We start from the raw sequence: 22862 nt of genomic DNA, 5'->3' as shown, positions 1-22862 counted from the left end.
AGTTCCTCCTTTATAAGTATGAGTCAGTCGCGGTCACGAGGACCTTCGTCTCTTGTGTTGACTCATTGCGTAGTTGATGGATTTCTGAAGCCTTATAGTAAAGTGTCTCTCCTTGTTTCGCTACAAAAGACTGACGACCAAGCGTCAGCGTGACGTTTCCGGCGAGCACATAGACGAACGTCTCGGCACCTGATGGTTCATACGTCTTGAATGCTCCCCCTGGCGCGAGTGTCAATAAGACTGGTTCCATCTCTTTCTCATTCGATTCTGGAATGAGCCATGTGACATGATATCCTTGTTCCTCATCGGCATACGTCGTGACATCCTCTTCACCGTAGATGACTTTTTGATTGAGTGTGTCCTCATCAAAGAAATCCTTCGGTGAGATGCCGAGGACTTCGAGGAGATGAAACAGCGTCTCGATCGACGGTGAACTGAGTTCCCGTTCGAGTTGCGAGATGTACCCTTTACTCAGGTCTGTTCTTTCCCCTAGTTCCTCTTGCGTCAATCCCTTTTGAAGACGGAGGTTCTTGATTTTTTGACCGATTGAGTACAATCGACGTCCTCCTCTCAGCGGCTTAGTTTAGTATAAGATGACTAAAAGTTTACTAATCACGTACCGATTATAGCGTATTTCATTATTTAATCAACTAAAACGTTCAATATTTTTTAATGTTCATTTGACAGCGAGAACGCTTACACCTACAATTAATATCAGGTACTAATTTAAGGAGGAACTTGTTATGCGGATCGCTTGGATCACTGATAGTACAACGATTTTACCGGATACGATCGCTCAGCGCGATGATCTTTCGGTCGTCCCTTTACTTGTCATGAAGGATGGAGAAAGTTTCGTCGATGGTGTCGACGTTGATGCAGAAACCGTCTATAACTGGATTGACTCAAAACACAAGGTAACGACGAGCCAACCTTCGATCGGGAGTTTCACTGAGCACTATGAACGGTTGAAAGAGGATTACGACGTCGGCTTCGCTGTTCACTTATCGAGTGAACTGAGCGGAACGTACAACGCTTCCGTTCAAGGGGCAGAGATTGCTGGCTTTCGTCTGATTGCGATTGATTCCCGTTGCGGTATCTACCCAGCTGGTCAACTTCTAGCAGAAGCGATCGAACTCGTCGAAGCCGGGCACTCGATCGAATCCGTCGAACAGATCATTCTCGAGCGTCGTTTCGACCATCACATTGAATTCACGGTCGCGAACCTCGATCAATTACAAGCGGGCGGACGCATCTCTTCGACGAAGGCATTCGTCGGTAACTTGTTGCAACTTCGCCCGTTGTTCCACTTCGAAGAAGGAAAAATCGTGCCTTACCAAACCGTCCGGACGTTTAAAAAAGCGCATTCAAAGATTTTTGATCATCTTGTCGCAATCATTGAACGGGGGCAGGTCACGGATATTTCACTATTCCACGCGACAGCGTATGAACTGGCACTCGAGTGGAAACAACGACTCGAATCGCAATACGATGTGCGTGTCCGCATCGATGACTTAACGCCGGTTCTCGGTTCGCATACAGGGAATCCAGCAATCGGTATGTCCTTTTTGAACCCGACACGCCGACCGTGATGACTAATGAAAATGATTTTTGGGTAAACCTTCTTTAGAGAATAAAGGAGGTTTTTTGTTTGAAAACTAATAAATGGATTTGGCTCAACTGGGTCGGCTTCATCTTCACGATTGCCGTGAACGCCCTCGATGGTGGAAAGACAGGACGAATTTCCGATTCGATCATCACATTGTTCAAACCGGCTGGGTATGCGTTTTCGATTTGGGGATTGATTTATACAATTTTACTCATCTGGTTGATTTTGCAATCGATTCCGAAATTCAAGGAACACGAACTGGCGAAGAAAATCGGACCGTGGTTCTTGATCAGCTGTCTGTTCAACGCTGGCTGGATTGTCTCCTTCACGTTTGAACTGTTCGTCGTTTCCGTCGTCGTCATCGTCGGTCTTTTGCTGTCATTGATCGTCATCTACTCGAAGATTGATCGTGAGACGAAAGGATTACGCTTCAAGCTACCGTTCTCGCTTTATCTCGGCTGGGTTTCGGTCGCGACGATCGCTGACATCTTCCTGACGATCAACGCAGAAGGTGTGACATCTTGGCTTGGAATTGGAGATGCAGGCTGGACGATGATCATGCTCGTCGTCGGAGTCGTCGTCGCTCTTCTCTTCATGTTTGCGAACCGTGATCCGATTTATCCGCTCGTCTTCGTCTGGGCGTATATCGCGATCAATTTCGAGTCCGATAACGGTCTCGTCGATACGACGGTTCTCGGTAGCGTCGTCTTATTGTTAGCCGGTTATATCTTCCTTCTCGTCCGGATGCGCCGCCAAGTCAGCGTGAGCAAGTGACGTTCCTTTCTTGTTCAAACGGCGTATACTAAAGGAAAGGAGTGAATGACCATGAATATCACATTTACACCGTCTGCTCAGGAGCGGATCCGCCAATTACGCGGTGAAGTATCCGGTCAACTGCACCTCTATTACGATACAGAGGGTTGTGGCTGCGGAAACTCTGGTATTTTCAGTATTCGCATCGTCGATGAAGCGACACCGGAAGACATGACGATTGATTCAAACGTCGGTCCCGTTCTCGTCAAGCGGTGGTCGAGTCATTTCCTCGATCAAGAAATGACACTCGATTACAACGCGGAGAAAAAAGCGCTCATCCTAAAAAGTGATGGACAATACTTTAATACGAATGTGCTCGTGACGGATCAAACAGGCTGCGTCCTAACGGTTCGTTCATAAGCGAAAATGAAAAAGGCAACTTCCATCGTGGAAGTTGCCTTTGTTTGTGTTCGAACAGACAGGTGCTGCGTCGAAAGCTGAGTTGATCGAGTATAGTCGAATGTACTGGATGTCTGTCTGCATCGTGCACGAGCTGGTGAAAACCTCCAGCGCTTTGCGTCCCCCCAGACGTCGCATGCATCATCCTCGCATGCTTATCTAGTATACGAACGGAAGTCACGTTTGGATTGCCTTATCCGACATTTAGAACCGTTTCTTCGATCGTCCGCTGGTTTAGATCCTTCACGTGCATCGGCTTACTGTAATAGTAACCTTGACCATAATCGCAACCGAGACGCTTTAAGAAAAGATGCTGTTCGAGTGTCTCGACACCTTCCGCGACGACTTCGATTCCAAGACTCTTCGCAAGCTGAATGATCATTTCTGTGATCGCTGTTCCCCGTTCGTCATGTGGGACTTCATCGATGAACGACTTGTCGATCTTCAGGATATCAATCGGGAGATGCTTTAAGTGTGTCAGTGAAGATAGACCCGTTCCGAAGTCATCGAGTGCAATCGTCAGACTGAGTTGCTTCAGTTCACCGAGCATCATCATCGCTCGGTCGAGATTCTCCATGACGGATGTTTCTGTGATTTCGAGCTGTAGTTGTAACTCGCTTCCACTCTTTAAGGAATGGTGAACGATCTCTTTAATCATCACGTTATGTGACTCGGACCGGAAGTGCATCGCGGATAAGTTGACAGAGACTTGACGAATGAAATAATCTTCCTTCTTCCAAATCTCCATCTGTGCGACGGTCTCCTTCAACACCCACTCGGTCAAACGGTGAATTAAACTGTATTTTTCAGCAAGCGGGATGAACTCCGCCGGTGAGATGAAACCAAACTTCGGATGATTCCAGCGAATCAAGACTTCCGCCTGATCGACCTTTCCTGTAGCGAGTGCGATCTTCGGTTGGTAGACGAGAGCGAACTCCTTGAAATCCGTCATCGCCCGGCGTAAGGAACCGACGATCAATTGCTCCCTGCGATCGGAGTGTAGCGCATCATCGTACACGATGAATCGATCACGTCCCTCGTTCTTACCAGCACGTAGCGCACTTTCCATCTGACCGATTCGCATTTCAAGCGATTCCTTTGTGTTCGGTAAAATGACGCCCATCGTTGCCGTCAAATGAACCGGCTGATCCTCGAGCGCAATCGGTTGACGCACGTCCTCTAAAATCTGTTCGAAGACCTCTGTCATGTCTTCTTGTGAAACACGTTTGATGAGGAAGAACTGGGTGCCGTTATAGCGAATGCACGCTTCATCTTCCTTCAACGTCCCTAGCATCCGTTCTGCGAACTGCCGGATGACCGCATCGCCCTTATCAAAACCGAATGTGTCATTGACCCACTTGTATCCATCAAGATCAAGTAAAGCCATCGCCATCTCTTGTTTCGCTCGACCGTAATGGGCATCGACCTTCGTCATGTGATGGTCAAGCCATCTCCGATTATGCAGTCCGGTCAAATGGTCCGTATACGCCATCATTTGTAGAGCACGTCGTTCCAAGTGAATATAGAGCCCAGCAATCAAGATGACAATCAAGAAGACGGGGATCGCGACTTCGTTTAAGATATTCGACGTGATTGGAGCGTCGCCGATGATCTCGGCATTAGAAGCTGGGATACAAAACGATGTACCAAGCATTCCGACATAATGCATCGAAGAGATGGCAAACCCCATCACGACCGCGATGGGAATCAAGATCCGTTTCTGATCGACATGTCTTAAGCGATGGAGCAGTAGCAAAGCGATATACGCGACGGTAACGGCAATCAGAACCGATAAGAGGAATAATCCTGTCTCATACCGAACGGTTCCACCGAACTGCATCGCCATCATTCCGAGATAATGCATCGTGGCGATTCCGCCCCCCATCAGTGCCCCCGCTAAAATCACCTTATTTCTCGTAATCGTCGACGAGTACAAGAGATGGAAGGCAATGAAAGCAGCTAAAATGGCAGGAATGACGGATAAGAACATTAAAAACCAATCATAGCGAACCGTAACCGACAGGGCGAATGCCCCCATCCCGACGAAATGCATTCCCCAGATTGATAATCCCATCGTCAATGATGAGAGGAACAAGGCACGCTTCTTCAAGGAAGTCGCCTTCGCTAGACGCCGATTTAACTCTAGTGAACCATATGATCCGATGATGGCAACGAGCACTGACACTACGACGAGTGTCACTTCATAATGTTTCGTTAAGATGATCCATTCATTCATTGTATGAGGCCTCTCCTTAATAGACTGTCATTCTCCTAACTATCGTCTGCTCGGTCTCATTTCTTCAGTAAAAATTAGAAATTCATTCGATTTCTTATCATTTCAACGCGCTTTTGCTTATTCCATTCAGCACCTTGCACAAAAAAAGCGAATCCGTAAGATACGGATTCGCTAGAGCTATCGATTATAATGCGACCGATGCGACGATTTCGCCCGTCGGTTTTTCTAAATCCGGTTCTGGTTCGACCGTGATGGCGACCGCGTCCACCTTGCCGTCTCCTTTAAGTGGGAAGACAGCTGCTGCCTCTCCATCTTTTTCGATGACACCGTTCGCAGTAGGTGTTTCGCCTTCGATCGTCCATAACTGATAAAGTTGCCCTTCTTGAAGGGGTGGTAAATCCTTCAACTGGACCAGCATGTACGATTTATCGTTTTGCGTGAAAATCATGCTTGATCCTTTGATGGACTCTGTGCTTTCGAAGTTCCCCATCCCTTTGATCTCATCCATGGCTAACGTCTCGGGTGTATCCGTGCTTTCTTCCTGTGAGAGGAAGTAGGCGTTCGCACCAAGTGAGAGAATCAAGGCAGCGGCGATACTCATCAACCAGCCGAGTGGGACACTTTTTTTCTTCGTTTGTTGCTGACGTGCTTGTTTGATGTCTACCGGAGTAGTCATCGGTGCTTCCTGAGGAGACGCCGTCTCTGCTGAACCAAGGACTTCTCCAAGAATCCGTGCTTTCATACCTGCAGGAACGGGTCGCTCCGGAAGCGATTCAGCGATGGGAAGCATGAGTTCTTCCATTTCTAAAAGCGCTTCGCGACATTCTTCACACGTCGCAAGATGCGCTTCGAACGCGTCGCGATCTGCTGCGGATAATGTTCCATTGAAATAATCGATTAAGTCATGACAACGTTCTTCCATCTCGTTCCCTCCCATCCATTCGTTTTCGTAATGCTTGAATCGCGCTCCTGATTCGCGTCTTGACCGTTCCAAGAGGTAAATCGAGTCGCTCTGAAATCTGTTGCTGCGTCATACCCTGGAAGTAAACGAGTTCAATCAGCTCTTGCTGCTCTGGCTTCAGTTCACTAACCGCCCCGCGCACTTCAGCAGCTGTTTCCCGCTGCATGACCGTTCGCTCGACCGGCTCGTCGTATCCACCATCGCGCTCCTCGACTTCGATTGTCGGTTGTCGTTTTTCACGACGGAGACAATCCAGTGCCGCGTTACGTGTAATCGTTAAAATCCACGATGAAAACTTTCCTTTTTGTGTATCAAAATCAACACGACCATTCCAAATCTTCATCCACACTTCTTGTATGACTTCTTCGGACAACCGGTCATTATTCGTAAAGCGATGGGCGAATGAAAACAATAACCGCTCGTATTTATCGTACAATGTCTCGAGGGCTTGCTCATCACCGCTACGCATCAGATGATAAAGCGATTCATCGGATTGAGTGTGCATCCTTCTCCTCCTTCTGACGTCAGCCTTATCATATAGTATACGCAAGCTGACACCAAATCGTTTTCGATTTTATTCATTTTCTAAGTAAAAATCTTCACCACATCCATATTCCCTAATTCTAATAAAAGTATAGCTTAAAATTCTGCTGAATTGACAGTTATACCGTAATGGGCATAGCATAAAGATACTACATGACGTCAGGTCAACGGGAATCGGAGGAATAAAAATGGATTATGATCGGAAGATGAAGAACCGTGTTAGTCGGATCGAAGGACAGCTACGAGGTATTTTACGGATGATGGAAGAAGGGCAAGATTGCCGCGATGTCATCACCCAGCTCTCCGCTGCCCGTTCTGCGATTGACCGGACGATCGGCGTCGTCGTCAGTTCGAATCTAATTGAGTGCGTCAAGGACGCCGAACAAAACGGCGATGGACAAACCGAAGAACTGGTCAAGGAAGCGGTCAACTTGCTCGTTAAGAGCCGCTGATATAACGCTCGTACGGATAGTCTGCTTTGATAGCAGGCTATTTTTTTAGACGTTTATTTTAGTATATCAGCCGTTTGATCCAGGTTTGATTGCGCGTCAAAACAGGTATACTAAATTGTTATTATCTGGACTGCTCGTAAAAGACGTCCACTTAGGAGGAAGAGTACTTATGACCGTTTCCCTATTCATTGATGTCGCATGTAAGACAGGCGAATCTCCTGTTTACGACGCAAAAACAAAGCGCTTTTATTTCGTTGATATTCCGAATCAACTTCTCTTCTCATATGATCTCGTCACAGAAGCACTCAAACCGTATACGTTACCAAGCGCCATCACATCGATTGCCTTGACGGATGCACCGGATTTATTACGTGTCACGGCAGAACACGGATTCGGAACGTTTGATCTCAAAGAAGGACATCTGTCTCTTGAGCATCAACTGTCGCTACCCGATTCCGACCGGATGAATGACGGAAAGCTTGATCCAACCGGACAATATGTCGCCGGTAGCATTAATGAAGAAGACGGTAAGACCGCTGGATTGTTCCGCCTGCGTCACGATGGCTCCATCGATGTCTTGCACGAAGACTTGACGAACTCGAATGGACTCGTCTGGTCAGAAGATGGCAAGACGCTCTATCACATCGATACACCGACGAAAAAAGTCTATGCCTTCGACTACGCTCCGGACGCTCCACTTTCGAATAAGCGTGTCGCCGTTGATCTCGAAGAAGAAGAAGGGTTCCCGGATGGTATGACGAAGGACGCGGAAGGTCACGCTTGGATCGCGCATTATGCTGGATCATGTATCACCCGTTGGAATCTTGCGACTGGTGAAAAACTCGCTCATGTCGACTTCCCAGTCGCAAATCCGACGTGTCCGATTTTCTACGAAGATCGATTGCTCGTCACGACCGCTGCAAACGGAGATGATGCACCACACGCCGGTGCCGTCTTCGCCGTAACATTTGAATGATTCGTAGAGGGGGGATCATCTTTTTTAGAGGTGATGCCTCTTTTTACACACAATTCGTCTAGACGCCTATTCAAAAACAGACGATACTAAAGAAGAAGACTATTCATTTTTTGAAGGAGTGAAGCCGATGCGTGTCACGACAATCGAACGTTTACATCAACTGCAGACGACCCCATCCTTTTTCCCGGTCAACTGCTACCTGTTTGAAGAAGCAGACAGTTTAACATTGATTGATGCTGGACTCGGAATTAACGCAAAGGCGCTCTATCACTATATTCGACAGCAAGAGAAACCACTCGGTGCAATCATCCTGACTCATGCGCACGCCGATCATGTCGGCTCACTGGATTTCCTTGCGAACGCCTTCCCTCTCGCTCAAGTCTGTATCAGTTACCGAGATGCTGCATTGCTCAGTGGGGATGAGACGCTACGCGAAGGCGAAACGACACCCTTAAAAGGGGGTATTCCGAAAAACATCAAAACACGACCGGATCGATTGCTCGAGAGTGGTCAACAAGTCGGAAGTCTCAGTGTCATCGCCTCACCCGGGCATACACCTGGTTCGATCTCGCTTTGGCATGAAGGGAGTCGGACGTTGATCGCTGGAGATGCTTTTCAGACGCAAGGGGGACTCGCCGTCTCCGGTGATGTCCGCTGGCAATTTCCGTTCCCCGCACTCGCGACATGGGATCCGGACGTCGCCCTTCGCTCGGCTGATCAACTGACGGAACTATCTCCAGATATTCTTGCCGTCGGACACGGTCCCCTCATTCTCGGACCGAGTTACGAGATGCGCCAAGCTGTCGATCGATTCGGACACGTCTTACAGACGAAAAAATCTTCTCCATTCAAATCACACACTTAAAACGGGACTGTATCATAAGTCAGTCTTTCCAAAGATAAGGATGGCAGAATGAAAATCTGCCATCCTTATCTCATAACAAAAAGAATGACGCGTCGCACGCAACTCCTACAGGAATAAGCGCATTTATGCGCTTCAGAGACAAACAAGACCCGTTTTCCTGCTTGAATGAAGCAGGAAAACGGGCTTGTGTCTCGCCTGAGGAAAGGGCGTGAAAAGACGCGTCATTCTTTTTTTGAGTTAGCCCCATTTTTTCGTCCAGTGGTTCAATTCTGTTCTGCAACAGCATAACGATAGACGCGTGCTTCGTAGGGACGCAAGATATCCGGGCTATCCGGATAGTTTGATACGAGCAATTTTTCATGCGGTAAAATGAGGGCGGTCTGCATCGGTTCATCATGTACGTTGAGGACGATCCGCCAGACTTCTCCCTCTAATTCCCGTTCATAGATATAGAGATACGGATCATGAAGCGCTAAGTCTCGGTACGTGCCGTAAACCATGATCGGATGTTGCTTTCGCATCTGAATCAGCGACTTGTAAAAAGCAAGCACGGACGATGGATCCGCTTCTGCCTGCGCGACATTGATGTCCGTATAATTCGGGTTGACGGCTAACCATGGTTTCCCACTCGTAAAGCCAGCTGCATGTGTACCGTCCCACTGCATCGGTGTGCGGGAGTTATCACGGGCAAGTAACTGCATCGACGAGAGTACGACCTCCGGATCCTCTCCACCAGCGACGCGCTCCGCGTATCGATTTCGAAAGGCGACGTCTTGATAGAGCGACGGATCCGAGAAGCGAATCCCCGTCATCCCGATCTCTTCTCCTTGATACACGTATGGAATTCCGGGTAACGTATGCAACATCAAACCGAGTAGTTTTGCGCTCTCGACGCGATACCGTTCACTGCCGAAGCGCGTCACTTGTCGTGTATGATCATGGTTGTTGAGAAACTGTGAATTGACGCCTAGTGGGTATAAGACATCGTACCAGCGTTTCTGAATTTCCTTGAACCGTAAAAGATCCATCGCCTCCATATCGTCCGCGATCTCGAAGTGAAACAGCGTCCGAAGTTCTTCTCGATCTTCACTGACGTATAACAGCCCGTCTTCCGGACCAACGAACGGAATCTCACCGACTGTGAATAACTCTTTACCCGCAAGGACGTTCGCATGCATCTCCTGCAAGAAGTCATGCACGCCTGGCTGATTTCCAAGGTACGATAGATCAAACGGATTGGCGACATCCTCGAACGACCGTTTTTTGATCAAGTTGATGACATCCATCCGGAAGCCGTCGATCCCTTGAGCGATCCACCAGTTCATCATATCGTAGATCGCTTGCCTCACAGCTGGGTGCTCCCAGTTTAAGTCGGGCTGTTCTTTGGCGAAGGAATGAAAATAATACTGCCCGCGCTCTTCACTCCACGTCCATGGGCTTGGCGCAAAGTACGAGCGCCAGTTGTTCGGAGGCGTCTCTTTCGTGCCATCCTGCCAGATATACCAGTCATCCTTATCGTTGATCCGCTCCCGCGACTGACGGAACCAGTCATGCTGGTCACTCGTATGGTTCACGACTAAATCGAGAATGACCTTCAATCCACGGGCATGAGCGGCAGTGATCAACTCCTGGAGATCTCCCATCGTTCCCGCTTTTTCCATGATCTCGTAATAATCGGCAATATCATAGCCGTTATCGACGTCCGGGGAATGATAACACGGATTCAACCACACGACATCGACACCAATTGAAGCGATGTAATCAAGCTTGTCGATGACACCTCTTAAATCACCGATCCCATCCCCGTTCGAATCTTTAAAGCTACGCCAGTAGACTTGATAGACGACTGCCTCTTTCCAGTTAGCTCGCTTCATCTTCCCACTCCTCTCCCTACTCTTTATTCCCGCTCCACTTATCTGTACCTGTTTATCCGACAATTTTTTTGAATTTCGAAAAAGTTCTTTTCTTTTGACTGAATATTCGTTATCCTTGACGACAATACCACGAAGGAGGCATTCATCCATGAAACATTTCGCTCCATCCATCGCCATTGATCGGCTTCCTGCTCCTGTCTTCGCTGAACTCGCGAACCGAATCGGTGCTGTAAAAGCTGCCGGACACGATGTCATCACACTTGGTCAAGGAACGCCTGACCAGACGACGCCTGTACATATTCTCGATGCCTTAAAACAAGCCATCGACGAGCCAACGAACCTTCAATATCCACCGTTTCGTGGACATGATTTTCTAAAGCAAGCCGTCGCTAGCTTTTACGCGACTGAGTTCGGTGTCACAATCGATCCAGCAACGGAAGTCGCGATTCTCCTCGGTAGTAAAGCCGGTATCGTCGCCTTACCGCAGACAATCGTCAACCCTGGAGAAGGAGTCATCGTTCCGGATCCAGGATACCCGGATTACCTGTCTGGCGCAGCACTTGCTGGTGCATTCCCGATCACGCTTCCGTTGCTTGAAAAAAATAACTTCTTACCGGATTACGACTTACTTGATACGACGGACGTCGAGCGTGCCCGGATGTTGTTCCTCAACTACCCGAGTAATCCGACGGGTGCGACCGCGACGGCAGAAGCCTTCGAACAGACAGTCGCTTTCGCCGATGCCCATGATATCTGTGTCGTCCATGACTTAGCATACGGCGGCATCAGTTTCGATGGTCCGACGCGAAGCTTCCTGCAGACGGAAGGGGCAAAAGACGTCGGGATCGAGCTATTCTCACTCTCAAAACGCTTCAACATGTCCGGCTTCCGGATCGCCTTTGCGATTGGTAATCCGTCCGTCATCTCAAGCATCGAGACGTACCAAGAACATCTCTACGTCAGTGCCTTCACACCGATTCAACATGCTGCGACCGTCGCCCTGACGAGTGACCAGACATGTGTCCGCGAGTTAAGCAGTCTGTACGAAACACGACGCGATGCGTTGTTCGCAAAACTCGATGCGATTGGTTGGAGTGGACCACGACCGGGCGGTTCCTTCTTCGTCTGGCTTCCTGTTCCGGAAGGTTACACGTCCCAAAGCTTCACCGATCACCTGCTTGACGAAGCACACGTCGCCGTGACCCCTGGATCCTTCTTCGGCGAATACGGTGAAGGCTACGTCCGGATCAGCTTGATTGCTGACGTCGAACGTCTAGAAGAAGCCGTCGATCGAATCGGAACGCTCAACCTGTTCCGGACACCTGTTGCGGAATAATTCTGAAAAAACATTTGACAGATGGGAATCATTTCCGTTAAAGTAAATCCCAACAGCATAACTACTTATCGAGAGCGACCGAGGGATTAGGCCCAACGACGTCCGGCAACCACCTGTAAGGAACGGTGCCACATCCTACAGAATGATTTTCATTCTGAGAGATAAGTTACGAAATCTTACACTTTCGTCGCTTTTTTCTGGTTGCTCCGCTACTAGGAAAAAGCGACTTTTTTTGTATGAGGAGATGAGCGGATGATTGAATTCAAACACATTACAAAACGGTTCGTTCGAGATCGGACCCCGATTTTTGCATTACGGGATGTCGATTTGACGATCCAAAAAGGAGAAATCTTCGGGATCATCGGTGAGTCCGGTGCCGGTAAGAGTACGTTACTTCGCCTAATCAACGGGCTTGAGCATCCGACACAGGGAAGCGTCAAGGTCGACGGTGTCTCGCTTGGCGGAATGTCAAAAGCAGATCTGCGTCAACTTCGCTTACGGACAGGAATGATCTTTCAGCATTTCCAATTGATCCAGTCGCGCAACGTCGCGGATAACATCGCTTTTGCGCTCAAGGCTGCTGGCGTCAAACGAGCAGATTTCCCGGAGCGAATTCGCGAACTCGTCTCGCTCGTCGGACTTGAAGGATTTGAGACGAACTTCCCGAGCCAATTAAGCGGTGGGCAGAAACAGCGCGTCGGGATTGCCCGGGCACTCGCGAACGATCCGACCGTCTTGTTATGTGACGAAGCGACATCAGCTCTTGACCCCGTTACGACACTACAGATCCTTGAACTGCTGAAGGATTTGAATGAACGACTCGGATTGACGATCGTCCTCATCACGCATGAGATTGATGTCGTCAAACAGATTTGCCATCGCGTCGCGGTCATGTCGCAAGGTGAAGTCGTTGAAGTCGCCTCAACCTATGACCTGTTCAGTCAAGCCAAGCATCCAGTGACGCAACATTACGTCGATACGGCACTACAAATCGAATTGCCAGAACGCATCTTACAGGCAACTCCAGGCAAGATCATCCGCTTGCAGTTCACGGGCGAGAAGACCGGTGAGAGTACGTTATCAGAAGCAATCCGCCGTTACGATATCTCAGTCAGCATCTTGCACGGCAAGGTCGACTACATTCAAGACGTCGCCTTCGGTGTCCTGATTGTCAGCTTGACGGGATCATCCGACCAAATCGCTCCTGCCCTCGACTGGCTCGCGACGGAACTTCATGCACTCGAGGTGATTCAGGATGTGGCTTGATCGTATTCAAACGATGTTACCTGAGCTCTTGAAGGCACTCGGCGAGACGGCGTGGATGGTAGGAATTTCACTTGCCTTTGCATTGGTCGTCGGGATTCCGCTCGGGATTCTCTTGTTCGTCACCGACCGGGGATTATTTTTTCAAAACCTTGCCGTCCGCCGTGTCCTTGACTTCGTCGTCAACATCGTCCGGTCGCTACCGTTCATCATCTTGCTGGTTGCCCTCATTCCGTTAACGAAGTTCTTACTCGACAATACGATTGGTCCGACGGCAGCATCCGTCAGTCTCAGTGTCGCAGCGATTCCGTTTCTCGCGCGACTCGTTGAGACGTCACTGCGCGAAATTCCGCCTGGTCTAATCGAAGCAGCGGAAGCATGTGGGGCGAAACCATTACGGATCATCGTCAGTGTCCTCTTACCGGAAGCACTCCCTGGCATCATTCAGGGCATCACATTAACGACGATCAGCTTGATCGGCTTCTCAGCGATGGCTGGTATCGTCGGCGGTGGAGGTGTTGGTGACCTCGCGATCCGTTTCGGTTATTATCGCTACGATAATCTCATCATGATCGTGACGATCGTCGTGCTCATCGTCATCGTTCAAAGTATTCAAGCACTTGGCAATCAACTGGCGCGAAAAACAGATAAACGCTAATCATACATACAAAGGGAGAGTGGAATCATGAAAAAACGATATGCCTTTTTAGCAACAGCCTTACTCGGTGCAGGAGTCCTCGCGGGATGTGGAGACAGCAGTGCTGACGAAAAAGACAAGACGATCAAGATTGGTGCGACGAGCGGTCCGTATAGCGACATGGTCAAACAAGCGATCCAGCCGCAACTCGAAAAGAAAGGCTATAAAGTCGAAATCGTCGAGTTCAGCGATTACATCCAACCGAACATCGCCCTCGGTAGCGGGAACATCGACGCCAACTTGTTCCAACACTCGATCTATCTCAAGACGTTCTCTAAAGAAAAGAACCTCGATTTAAAAGGACTCATCACGGTTCCGACAGCACCGATGGGACTATACAGCAAGACAGCGAAGACACTCGACGACGTCAAGACAGGTGCTGAAGTCGCGACACCGAATGATCCGACGAACCAAGCACGGGCACTGAACTTGCTTGCGGAACAAGGCTGGATTGAACTGAAGCCGGACGCTGATCCACTAACCGTTTCAGAGAAAGATATCGTCAAGAATCCGAAGAAACTCGTCATTAAACCACTCGAGGCGGCTCAATTGCCACGCGCCGTCGAAAGTGTCGACATTTCAGCCGTTCCAGGAAACTTCGCACTTGCTGCGAAATTCGACTTACTTGATGCGTTAGCGCTTGAGACGATGGACGAACAATACCGTAACCTCGTCGCTGTCCAAACGAAAGATGCGGACAAGCAAGTCGCAAAAGACTTAAAAGCAGCCGTCGAATCGGACGCTTTCAATACAGTCATCGAAAAATCATTCAAAGGCTTCAGTAAACCTGAATGGGCAAACTGATGTAAAAAACGACCGGAATTCAACGAGATCACCTCTCTTTGAATTCCGGTCATTTTGTGTTAGAACCGATACCACATCAGTTCTTCATCATGATAGGTATCATCGATTTTCAGCGCCCGCGGTTCAATCGCGTATGATTCAAAACCAAGTGATCGATACAACGCTTTAGCAGCTTCATTCGTCCGGACGACCGAGAGATGGACTTGCTCGATCACAGGATGCTGCTTTAATCTACGTAATGCCTCTTCTACGAGTTGTCGTCCGACCTGTTGCTTTCGGGCGCGTGGCGTAACGTACATCGCAAATAGATTCGCTCGATGTCGCATCTTGACTGGCTCGGAGCAGACGATAGTGACGACACCGACGAGTTCATTTTCATGAAACGCACCGAACGTCATCGACTGTTCGCTTTCAAGACGAGTTGCGTACCGTTCGATGGGTCGATCTTTTTCTGCTTCATAATCAGAGCCGAATGCCTCCGGATGGTTTCGTAAGGCTTCTAACCGCAATGCTTTGTAACGAGTTGCATCTTCTGCCGTCAATTGACGTATTTTCAACTGCTCCACCCCCTACCTGTAGTATAGAACGAACTAACTCGTAAAAAAGAGGACGACATCGAGCGATATCGTCCTCCATTCTTCTATTTAAGGTGTTCGGAAATTAATCGTGAAGTACGGTGCGTTGTCTCGGAATGCTACACCGACATCCGCCTGCTTGAAGCTCTTTTGAAGGATGTTATCGCGGTGTCCTTTCGAGTTCATCAAGCCCCAATGCGCCGCAAAGACATTCGGATAGCCCATCGAGAGATTCTCACCGGCTCCCATGAACTTGATACCGCCTTGTTTCATTCGATCGAACGGGTCACGCCCTTGTGGATCCGTATGCGAGAAGAAATTATTCTTCGCCATGTTTTCGCTGTGACCACGTGTAACCGGCTTCAGTGCCGTGTACGGTGCTAATGGATTTAATTTATAGTCGGCTCGTTCCCAGTTCATCAACCGAAGCATCAGTTTCTCATCTGTCGTTCGTAACGCATTCGACGCCGTACCGTAGAAGCCTTTTTTCTTCGCTTCGACGTCTTTTGGAATCGCAAGCGTCGCTTTGACTTTATTGCCGTCATGTTGATCGAAGAAATATGTCACGTAATTGCCTTTCTTCTCATAGACGGCGGCATGATCCAGATTCAACATGTAGTTCGTATTGCCTTTACGATAGGACTTCACTGCGGTCCAACCTTTTTTCTTCAAGGAAGATTCCGTATCCTTATTCAAGACCGCGCCTTGCGTCGTCACCCCGTTCTTGAAACGATACTTCCCATAATCTTTTCCATCCTTCGTCAAGGCGACGAATTCCTCCGTTGATGTCCGTCTGACTTCCCAGTCGTATCCCGGATACTCACTGCTATATCGATCAATCAGCTTGCCGCCGCTTTTCGGGTAATCGGCTTCTGCTTGTTCCATTGGAATGTTTTCGTAGCCGAAAAAGGCTACTGCTGCTACTCCGATGATTAGCCATTTTTTCATGCCCTCGTTTCGCCTCCTTCTATTTCATTACCTTTATTTTAAAAGAAAATCATTCCTTCGAACAGTCATCGGCTCTCATTTGTCTAAATCACATCTTTCGTCCACAAATCCGACATATTTCATGAGAGCGCTACCATTTCAAAAAAGCTTTTGTTTAAACGATTCTTGAAAGTATTTAATACACATACTAAATGATTTTCCCCTTTTATTAAAATGTGTGAACATTCTTTTATTTCATTCTAAACGATTTTTGATTGCTCTCCGATTCTCGACTCGGTATCATTAGAATTCGTAAGCCAAACTTTCAATGCTTTTCCAAATAACATAATGATATGAAGGAGTTGACCTATGGTTTTACTGTATTTCATTTATGAATCCATTGCTTTTTTGCCGATTCAACAATACTTATTTTCCGGCTGGATGATTCTTGTCGCGTTGACCGTATCGTTTAGCTTGGCTAATGCACATGAAGATGTCCGACTCAATCAACGGCTCGGTTTCGAGTTACTTGTTCCTGGATCGGGTATGCTGCTCTCTAAGAAGTTCATTCCTGGTCTTGCTATCATCCTTTTTTTAATCTTGATCCACTTCACGTATATGTTCCGCGCCATCCCTCTACCGATTGCTTTAATTTCGACACTCTCGATCAGTACACTCTCACTTCTTTCGCTTTTTATACCAGCACGCAAAAAAGCGGACCGCTAAGTCCGCTTTTTAATTTATTGATATTTTGTTGTTTCAGTTAGTTTATATTTATTCGACAGTTCGAGCCAAATCGTTTTTCCTTTGATCGTTTTCACTTGAATGTATGGACGACCTTGCGAAACACGAAGTGCGAGCAATTCACCTTGTTGGTCGGCATGTGTTTCACTTGCTTTATCCCAGTTGCGTCCTAGTTTTCGTTCAATGAAGATATGTTTTCCTTTTTGGACAGCGCGCCAGATGCCGACTTCTGCTTTTCCTTTGACCGGTACGGCCGTCTCTGCACCTTGAATTGAGATGATCGCTGGGTCGTGATCACTCGCGCTACCGTCTGCTTCCATATACTCTGAGTTGATGTTGACGATATCCGACGACGTATACGACTTCAAGTTATTCGAGATTAAGATATGGTCGAGCACTTGAGCGTTTCCGTTATAGATATACGAGTACCGCTCTGATTCCGGCAAATCATCGACTGTGTTCCACAAGTTATCGCCTTTTAAGATATCAAGCGTCTTCGAGAACTGGAAGTCATTCAAGTCACCGAGTACGACGACGTTCGATCCTTTGACTTCCGTCTTCAATTCAGAGACGAAATCTTGGACGATGTTCGCGATCGCATGACGCTGGACTTCACTTTTACGTACGACCGGCTGGTTCTTACCGAAGTCAGCTCCGTCGCCACCTTTTGAGTTAAAGTGGTTGACGATGACATGATACGAATCACCGTTGAAGAGGAATTCTGCGACGAGCGGTTTCCGTGAACTCGCGAAGTTCGGATCCGTCGGTTGGATGCGACCCGGGTTTTTCGTTAACTTACCATTTTCCACCGTAACGGCTTCTGTCGCGCCACCTTTTTCACCTGGTGCGAGCGATACACGTGCTGGATTGTAGAGGAATCCGACACGGATGTTTCCGCCCGGCTGTCCACCATCCTTCTTGTCTTCTGGTGCGATGTCCGTATAGGCATAGCGGACACCCGTTTTCGCTTCGATCGCGGCGATCAATGTCTCAAATGATTTCGAAGCATCGACCGTGCCGCTATCCGTCGCACCATCGTTATCCTGCATCTCTGTCAAACCGACAATGTCCGGCGTTTTCAAGAATGTTGCGATACCTTCTGAGACACGGTCGACTTTTCCAGCGTCTGCCGTTGAAGCGAAGTTCTCGACGTTGTACGAAGCGACAGTCAAACGTGATTCACCCGTTTTGATGTTCGTCGGCTGACGATCCGCTTCGCGCGTGACGAGTTTCGGAAGGTCCGCTGCTTTTGAAAGTACTTTATATGCCGAATAGTTGTAGCTCATGACACCTTCGATCGTTCCGTTGAACGTATCACCAGCTTTCGCGCGGTAAGACGAGCTGCCCATCTCAACGAAGAGACGTTCTGGATTCACGTTGTCCTTCGTCAGGATCGGAGTTCCGCGTTTCGTGTAGACCTTATCCGCCGTCTGCGTCCGAACTGGAATCGTCCGGTTCGCTTGTGGACCTGTGACGATTGCGTTCGGTAAAGCGACACGCATACCTTCTAAGCTTTCGTATAAGTCAATCGCATCTTCTTCTGGATCAAACTGCGCGAACGAATCGTTGTCGACGACTTGCGTCGGAATCAAGACTCCTTTATCACCGAGGACGATACTTGCTGGTAATCCTTCGTTGAGTGCACCCTTCACGAGATTGACCGTACTGATTTCCGTGACCGCTAAATCTGTATCGAACTTATCGCTGTAGCCACCAAGCAACCACTCTTTGACATATCCTGTCGTCGCGACTTTTTGTCCAATGGCAGCACCATGGTTTTTCGCGTAGACGAGAATCCCTTCTGATGTCCGGCTGTCGTTATCCGGATTCGGATCTTGCATGTAGAAGTTGTTCGCATCGACGACGTACGTGACGACACCTGTCGTCCGGACGAGTTGATCTGCGTACGGCGACGTATGCGCAACGCCTTGGATGTTGCTGATTTTCGTGATCGGTGGTGCGATATAGTACTTGAATGTCGAAACCGCTGACGTTTTACCGTCCTTGACGGCAACTGCTTGAATCGTCACTTCATCGTTGATCGTGATCGGTGACGTATACACCGGACTGTCGACAGTTGGTGTCGTGCCATCAACCGTGTAATGAATCGTTCCTTCACCTGACAATGTCACTTGATCTCCACGTTCAACTTCACCGACTGGAGAAGCTGTAGGTGCTGCAAGAACGTCGCCCGCTTCTGTCTGATGACTACCGAGATTCGTCAGTGTATCGACCGGGAAGCTCGTCCACTGTGATGGTTCGTATGTTTTAGCACCAGACGTGACGCCCGCATTCCGCACGAGTGTCGTATCTTTTGCGAAATCCGTTGATGAACCGAGTGGTCCGATGATATCAAGAACGACGTCGCCTTTTTTAAGTGCAATTGGATCATTCCCGTTGAAGTTCAATGATCCCGTCGTCAATTGTGCTTTTGCTTTGATATCCGCATTCGCACTCGAATTCGCGATAACGAACGTTTTACCTGGATCCACTTTCCCCGATAGTGTGATTTTCGCTTCTGATGGTCCACCGTTCGTATATTGAACGAGTGTATAGTCTGCTAAATCAATGATTTGCCCCGATCCATTGTACAGCTCGATTGCCTTGTTATTGCTTGTTCCTTCTATGTATTCAGACAAGATGACGCCTTCGCCTTCTGCCCCGACAAGACCCGCTTGTGGAAGGATTCCTGCTGTTAACACTCCGGCCAATGCCCACTTTCCAAACGTACTGCCGTATTTCATGATGAGACCCCCTATTGAATTTTCTGACACTTCTTAATAATATCAGATTATATTCTCAATAGTGTATATTTTTCGTAAAAAAAGATACCATCCTTCGTAAATGAAAGAAATGGTATCGCTTACAACTTTTTATTGTTCGTCTTTGTGACTTTCGTACCATTTTTCAGCTTGCGATGTCGCGATCGGAATGGCGCGTCCCTCTTCATACCCGTCTTTTAATAACGCGTTCGCGATCTCGATTGCTTTCTTTCGAAGTGGCGGATCAAAGTTCTTGAATGACTCCGGATAGTCGTTCTCATTCCATGGCATGTCGTCACCCCCTTCTTTCAGCATTACCCGAAAAAAGGCACAAAAAAAACGCCTCATCAGCGTGTCGTTGTTTTGGTTGTCATGAGAATCGAGGATTACAGGTGATCAAAACACCTGAAACGACGAAAGCCCTACCTCTCTTTCGTTGTTACGGCTCCTTGGCCGCGCCAGCTGAATCAAGCATTTTAGCAAGAATCGTGATGCGTCTGCAACGGACGCATGATACTGGGATTTTTAGAAATAGCTCGGGAATGAGCGGAAAAGTATCGATTGGAAGGTTTATCTTGCTGGGTCAACTTCTCCTCGTAGTATGAAGAAGGACAAAATAAAAGCGATGACTTATGTCTGACTCATTTGTCAGTAGCGGTCTAAAAATCCTGACCTGTCGATTTAATTGTATGATATGGATTGAAGATTCTCACATGAGTGATCATCCCCGATTCATGACTTATATTAATCTATCACACTTTCTTTTATAAAGTCAATCTTTCTTTTGAAAAATCGTTTTCTCCTGTCTCAGAATTGGAGTTGCACCTGCCGTAAAAGCCGAGTATCGTGAAGAGGACTCATTACTATAGAAGAAACGAGGGAAATCCATCATGTCGAATCGACTTATCCATGAAACGAGTCCCTACCTATTGCAACACGCTCATCAGCCTGTCGATTGGTACCCGTGGGGCGAAGACGCCTTCACTGCCGCTCGGGAAAGCGGCAAGCCGATCTTTTTATCGATTGGTTACTCGACGTGCCATTGGTGCCATGTGCTGTCTCACGAAAGCTTCGAGGATGAAGAAACGGCACGCCTCTTGAACGAACGCTACATCGCAATCAAGGTCGACCGGGAAGAACGTCCTGACATTGACCATGTCTACATGACGGCGGCTCAAGTCATGAACGGACAAGGCGGCTGGCCACTGAGCGTCTTCATGACAGCGGACCAGCAACCGTTTTATATCGGTACGTATTTTCCGAAGACGCCTCAGTTCAACCGCCCGAGTTTTCGTCAGGTGACGCTTCAGCTAAGCGAGCAATTCCGCCGTTCACCAGAAAAAATCGCACAAGTCGGTCAGAACATGTCGCAAACGCTTCGCGACGTATTGCAGCCTACAGCGGCTACTAGTACTTGGAATGAATCCATCATTCACGAGACGTTTGATCAAGCGATGCGCCAATTTGACCGTCAACACGGTGGATTCGGCGGGGCACCGAAGTTTCCGTCGCCAGCCCTGCTTCGTTTCTTGCTTGATTATTATCAATACGCGGAAGACGAGACGGCGCTCCATATGGTCATGCGATCATTGATCGCGATGCGTGACGGTGGGATGACCGATCAAGTCAGCTACGGTTTGTTCCGCTATACGGTCGATGCCGAGTGGCAGATTCCTCATTTCGAGAAAATGCTGTACGACAATGCTTGGTTCGCGACCTTATGCATCGAGACGTATCAAGTGACCGGACAAATCCGCTTCCGACGTTACGCGGAAGAAGTCCTATCGTTTACAGAGCATGAGATGACTGCCGCGGACGGTACCTTCTACGCCGCACTAGATGCAGATAGTGAAGGAGGCGAAGGACACTATTATACGTTCACGGCAGCTGAACTGACGGACTTGCTCGGACCAGACGCACTGTTCCCGCGCTTTTATCATGCTTCACCATCAGGAAATTTTGAAGGACGAAACGTCTTATACCGGACGGGACGAACACTTGAGGCATTCGCACGTTCTGTTCACTTGTCGCCTGCTGAGACAGCGGCGCAACTCGAACGCGAGCGCCAGCTTCTTCTTCGTGCGCGAAATGAACGTCCGCGTCCGTTTCGTGACGATAAGCGCTTGACATCGTGGAACGCGATGATGATCTCGACGTTCGCTAAAGCCGGTCGCATCTTTGATGAACCGCATTATACACGTGTTGCAACGCGTGCGATGACATCACTCGAACGATTCGTTCGTACCAAACAGCAGCTTGCCGTTCATTACCGCGAAGGACAAGCGACCGGACACGGATTCCTCGATGACTATGCTTATTTGATTGACGCACATCTTGAACTGTTTCAATCGACACGACGAGCGCTTCATCTAAAGGAAGCCTTAGTACTTGCAGATGTGCTACAAGGTCAGTTCCAGACAGTAGATGGCTATTTTTATCTGACGTCTTCACGCTCCGACGAGCTACTCGTTCGTCCACTTGATCTGTATGATGGGGTCACACCTGCCGGAAACAGCGTTGCCTTGCATGCCTTCTTCACGCTCAGTCGCCTCACCGGGCGTCTCGTCTATCAGGAAAGTGCCGAACGGGCTCTTACGGCATTAGTAGAAGAAGTCGAGCAACAACCAACGGGCTTCGCCTCACTTGTCAGTACGTTCACCTATCGGCAGATGGAACCGAAGGAATTGATCATCTTGATTCCTGAAGAGTCGGAAATCCCAATCGAAATCAATCAACTGCAACAGAGGCGCTTACCAGAAGTCGCCTTGTTGATTGGGACGAAGCGTGACCTTCTACCGCTTGTACCGCTGCTCGCAGATTATCCTGAACCAAACGTACCTACCGCTTATCTCTGTCATGATTTTTCATGTGAACGACCAACGACGAACCTGACAGAACTCCTCGCTCGTCTCAACATCTGACCTTATCCCCTCTTGTTTAAACAAACAGGAGGGTTTTTCAAAAAACCAGACCCCTTTTTTCAAAATAATTCAATATCTTATTCATAAAAATCCGATATTGTCGATAGT

21 protein-coding genes and 1 riboswitch are annotated in these 22862 nt (G+C 48.4%); of the genes, 12 read left to right on the top strand and 9 right to left on the bottom strand.

The features are described 5' to 3' along the window. Nucleotides 1–10: 10 nt before the first annotated feature. Nucleotides 11–556 carry a helix-turn-helix domain-containing protein gene (locus KNQ06_RS01345; RefSeq protein ID WP_064299356.1) on the bottom strand — a complete coding sequence of 182 codons (546 nt, stop codon included), beginning with the start codon at nt 554–556 and terminating at the stop codon, nt 11–13. Between the two features lie 187 nt (nt 557–743). On the opposite strand from KNQ06_RS01345, the gene KNQ06_RS01340 reads away from it, so the two are divergent. The 3 genes from KNQ06_RS01340 to KNQ06_RS01330 are packed head-to-tail and all read left to right on the top strand — an operon-like array spanning nt 744 to nt 2779. Then, the gene (locus KNQ06_RS01340) at nt 744–1589 is read left to right on the top strand and encodes a DegV family protein (protein WP_064299355.1); all 846 of its coding nucleotides are present in this window, start codon (nt 744–746) and stop codon (nt 1587–1589) included. A gap of 59 nt (nt 1590–1648) precedes the next feature. Next, nucleotides 1649–2380 carry a hypothetical protein gene (locus KNQ06_RS01335; RefSeq protein WP_050678116.1) on the top strand — a complete coding sequence of 244 codons (732 nt, stop codon included), beginning with the start codon at nt 1649–1651 and terminating at the stop codon, nt 2378–2380. Nucleotides 2381–2431: 51 nt separating this feature from the next. Further along, nucleotides 2432–2779 (top strand): iron-sulfur cluster biosynthesis family protein, encoded by a 348-nt coding sequence (locus KNQ06_RS01330; protein ID WP_050678117.1) that lies wholly within the window; start codon nt 2432–2434, stop codon nt 2777–2779. A 232-nt stretch (nt 2780–3011) separates the two neighbouring features. Here the strand turns inward: KNQ06_RS01330 and KNQ06_RS01325 are convergent, their stop codons facing one another. The 3 genes from KNQ06_RS01325 to KNQ06_RS01315 all read right to left on the bottom strand — a co-directional run bounded on the left by KNQ06_RS01325 (nt 3012) and on the right by KNQ06_RS01315 (nt 6520). Then, nucleotides 3012–5054, bottom strand: a complete 2043-nt coding sequence (locus KNQ06_RS01325) for a bifunctional diguanylate cyclase/phosphodiesterase (RefSeq protein ID WP_064299354.1) — start codon at nt 5052–5054, stop codon at nt 3012–3014. A gap of 184 nt (nt 5055–5238) precedes the next feature. Beyond that, nucleotides 5239–5976, bottom strand: coding sequence for an anti-sigma factor (locus tag KNQ06_RS01320; protein WP_064299353.1), 738 nt, complete (start codon nt 5974–5976; stop codon nt 5239–5241). Continuing rightward, nucleotides 5957–6520 (bottom strand): RNA polymerase sigma factor, encoded by a 564-nt coding sequence (locus KNQ06_RS01315; protein ID WP_058703803.1) that lies wholly within the window; start codon nt 6518–6520, stop codon nt 5957–5959. The genes KNQ06_RS01320 and KNQ06_RS01315 overlap by 20 nt, the downstream gene beginning before the upstream one ends. Before the next feature lie 226 nt (nt 6521–6746). Between KNQ06_RS01315 and KNQ06_RS01310 the strand changes: the two genes are divergently transcribed. The 3 genes from KNQ06_RS01310 to KNQ06_RS01300 all read left to right on the top strand — a co-directional run bounded on the left by KNQ06_RS01310 (nt 6747) and on the right by KNQ06_RS01300 (nt 8851). Further along, complete coding sequence (locus KNQ06_RS01310; protein ID WP_023469359.1) at nt 6747–7010, top strand: metal-sensitive transcriptional regulator; 264 nt, start codon at nt 6747–6749, stop codon at nt 7008–7010. A gap of 169 nt (nt 7011–7179) precedes the next feature. Further along, entirely contained in the window at nt 7180–7986 is an 807-nt protein-coding gene (locus tag KNQ06_RS01305) for an SMP-30/gluconolactonase/LRE family protein (RefSeq protein WP_064299352.1), read from the top strand. A gap of 127 nt (nt 7987–8113) precedes the next feature. Further along, on the top strand, nt 8114–8851 hold the full coding sequence (locus tag KNQ06_RS01300; protein WP_064299351.1) for an MBL fold metallo-hydrolase: 738 nt from the start codon (nt 8114–8116) through the stop codon (nt 8849–8851). 263 nt (nt 8852–9114) lie between these two features. On the opposite strand, the gene KNQ06_RS01295 is transcribed toward KNQ06_RS01300, so the two are convergent. Continuing rightward, entirely contained in the window at nt 9115–10725 is a 1611-nt protein-coding gene (locus KNQ06_RS01295; protein WP_064299350.1) for a glycoside hydrolase family 13 protein, read from the bottom strand. 148 nt (nt 10726–10873) lie between these two features. Here KNQ06_RS01295 and KNQ06_RS01290 point away from each other — a divergent pair, with 148 nt between their 5' ends. From KNQ06_RS01290 to KNQ06_RS01275, 4 genes are all read left to right on the top strand, one after another. Continuing rightward, entirely contained in the window at nt 10874–12061 is a 1188-nt protein-coding gene (locus tag KNQ06_RS01290; RefSeq protein WP_064299349.1) for an aminotransferase class I/II-fold pyridoxal phosphate-dependent enzyme, read from the top strand. Nucleotides 12062–12123: 62 nt separating this feature from the next. Next, a riboswitch (SAM riboswitch) is annotated at nt 12124–12229 on the top strand. An 84-nt stretch (nt 12230–12313) separates the two neighbouring features. Next, nucleotides 12314–13327 carry a methionine ABC transporter ATP-binding protein gene (locus tag KNQ06_RS01285; protein ID WP_215147167.1) on the top strand — a complete coding sequence of 338 codons (1014 nt, stop codon included), beginning with the start codon at nt 12314–12316 and terminating at the stop codon, nt 13325–13327. Continuing rightward, on the top strand, nt 13317–13982 hold the full coding sequence (locus KNQ06_RS01280; RefSeq protein WP_023469366.1) for a methionine ABC transporter permease: 666 nt from the start codon (nt 13317–13319) through the stop codon (nt 13980–13982). Before KNQ06_RS01285 ends, KNQ06_RS01280 begins: the two co-directional genes overlap by 11 nt. Nucleotides 13983–14009: 27 nt before the next feature. Further along, a complete protein-coding gene (locus KNQ06_RS01275) occupies nt 14010–14825 on the top strand; it encodes a MetQ/NlpA family ABC transporter substrate-binding protein (RefSeq protein ID WP_064299347.1) in 816 nt (271 codons plus the stop codon). A 59-nt stretch (nt 14826–14884) separates the two neighbouring features. Here KNQ06_RS01275 and KNQ06_RS01270 read toward each other — a convergent pair whose 3' ends face one another. Further along, a complete protein-coding gene (locus KNQ06_RS01270; protein WP_064299346.1) occupies nt 14885–15382 on the bottom strand; it encodes a GNAT family N-acetyltransferase in 498 nt (165 codons plus the stop codon). Nucleotides 15383–15469: 87 nt separating this feature from the next. Next, nucleotides 15470–16348, bottom strand: coding sequence for a CAP domain-containing protein (locus KNQ06_RS01265; RefSeq protein ID WP_064299345.1), 879 nt, complete (start codon nt 16346–16348; stop codon nt 15470–15472). 348 nt (nt 16349–16696) lie between these two features. Here KNQ06_RS01265 and KNQ06_RS01260 point away from each other — a divergent pair, with 348 nt between their 5' ends. Beyond that, the gene (locus tag KNQ06_RS01260; RefSeq protein ID WP_064299344.1) at nt 16697–17053 is read left to right on the top strand and encodes a hypothetical protein; all 357 of its coding nucleotides are present in this window, start codon (nt 16697–16699) and stop codon (nt 17051–17053) included. A 14-nt stretch (nt 17054–17067) separates the two neighbouring features. Here KNQ06_RS01260 and KNQ06_RS01255 read toward each other — a convergent pair whose 3' ends face one another. Both KNQ06_RS01255 and KNQ06_RS01250 read right to left on the bottom strand, forming a co-directional pair. Beyond that, nucleotides 17068–19815, bottom strand: a complete 2748-nt coding sequence (locus KNQ06_RS01255) for a chitobiase/beta-hexosaminidase C-terminal domain-containing protein (protein WP_064299343.1) — start codon at nt 19813–19815, stop codon at nt 17068–17070. Between the two features lie 129 nt (nt 19816–19944). After that, nucleotides 19945–20124, bottom strand: coding sequence for a DUF2188 domain-containing protein (locus KNQ06_RS01250; protein ID WP_035396111.1), 180 nt, complete (start codon nt 20122–20124; stop codon nt 19945–19947). A gap of 599 nt (nt 20125–20723) precedes the next feature. On the opposite strand from KNQ06_RS01250, the gene KNQ06_RS01245 reads away from it, so the two are divergent. After that, a complete protein-coding gene (locus KNQ06_RS01245; protein WP_064299342.1) occupies nt 20724–22754 on the top strand; it encodes a thioredoxin domain-containing protein in 2031 nt (676 codons plus the stop codon). The last annotated feature ends 108 nt before the right edge of the window (nt 22755–22862 follow it).

Origin of the sequence: Exiguobacterium sp. s91, from assembly GCF_018618915.1 — a bacterium.
In the GTDB taxonomy this organism is placed as follows: domain Bacteria; phylum Bacillota; class Bacilli; order Exiguobacteriales; family Exiguobacteriaceae; genus Exiguobacterium_A; species Exiguobacterium_A abrahamii.
The sequence above is the reverse complement of the archived record's forward strand: the minus strand, read 5'-3'. Positions and strand labels throughout refer to the sequence as shown.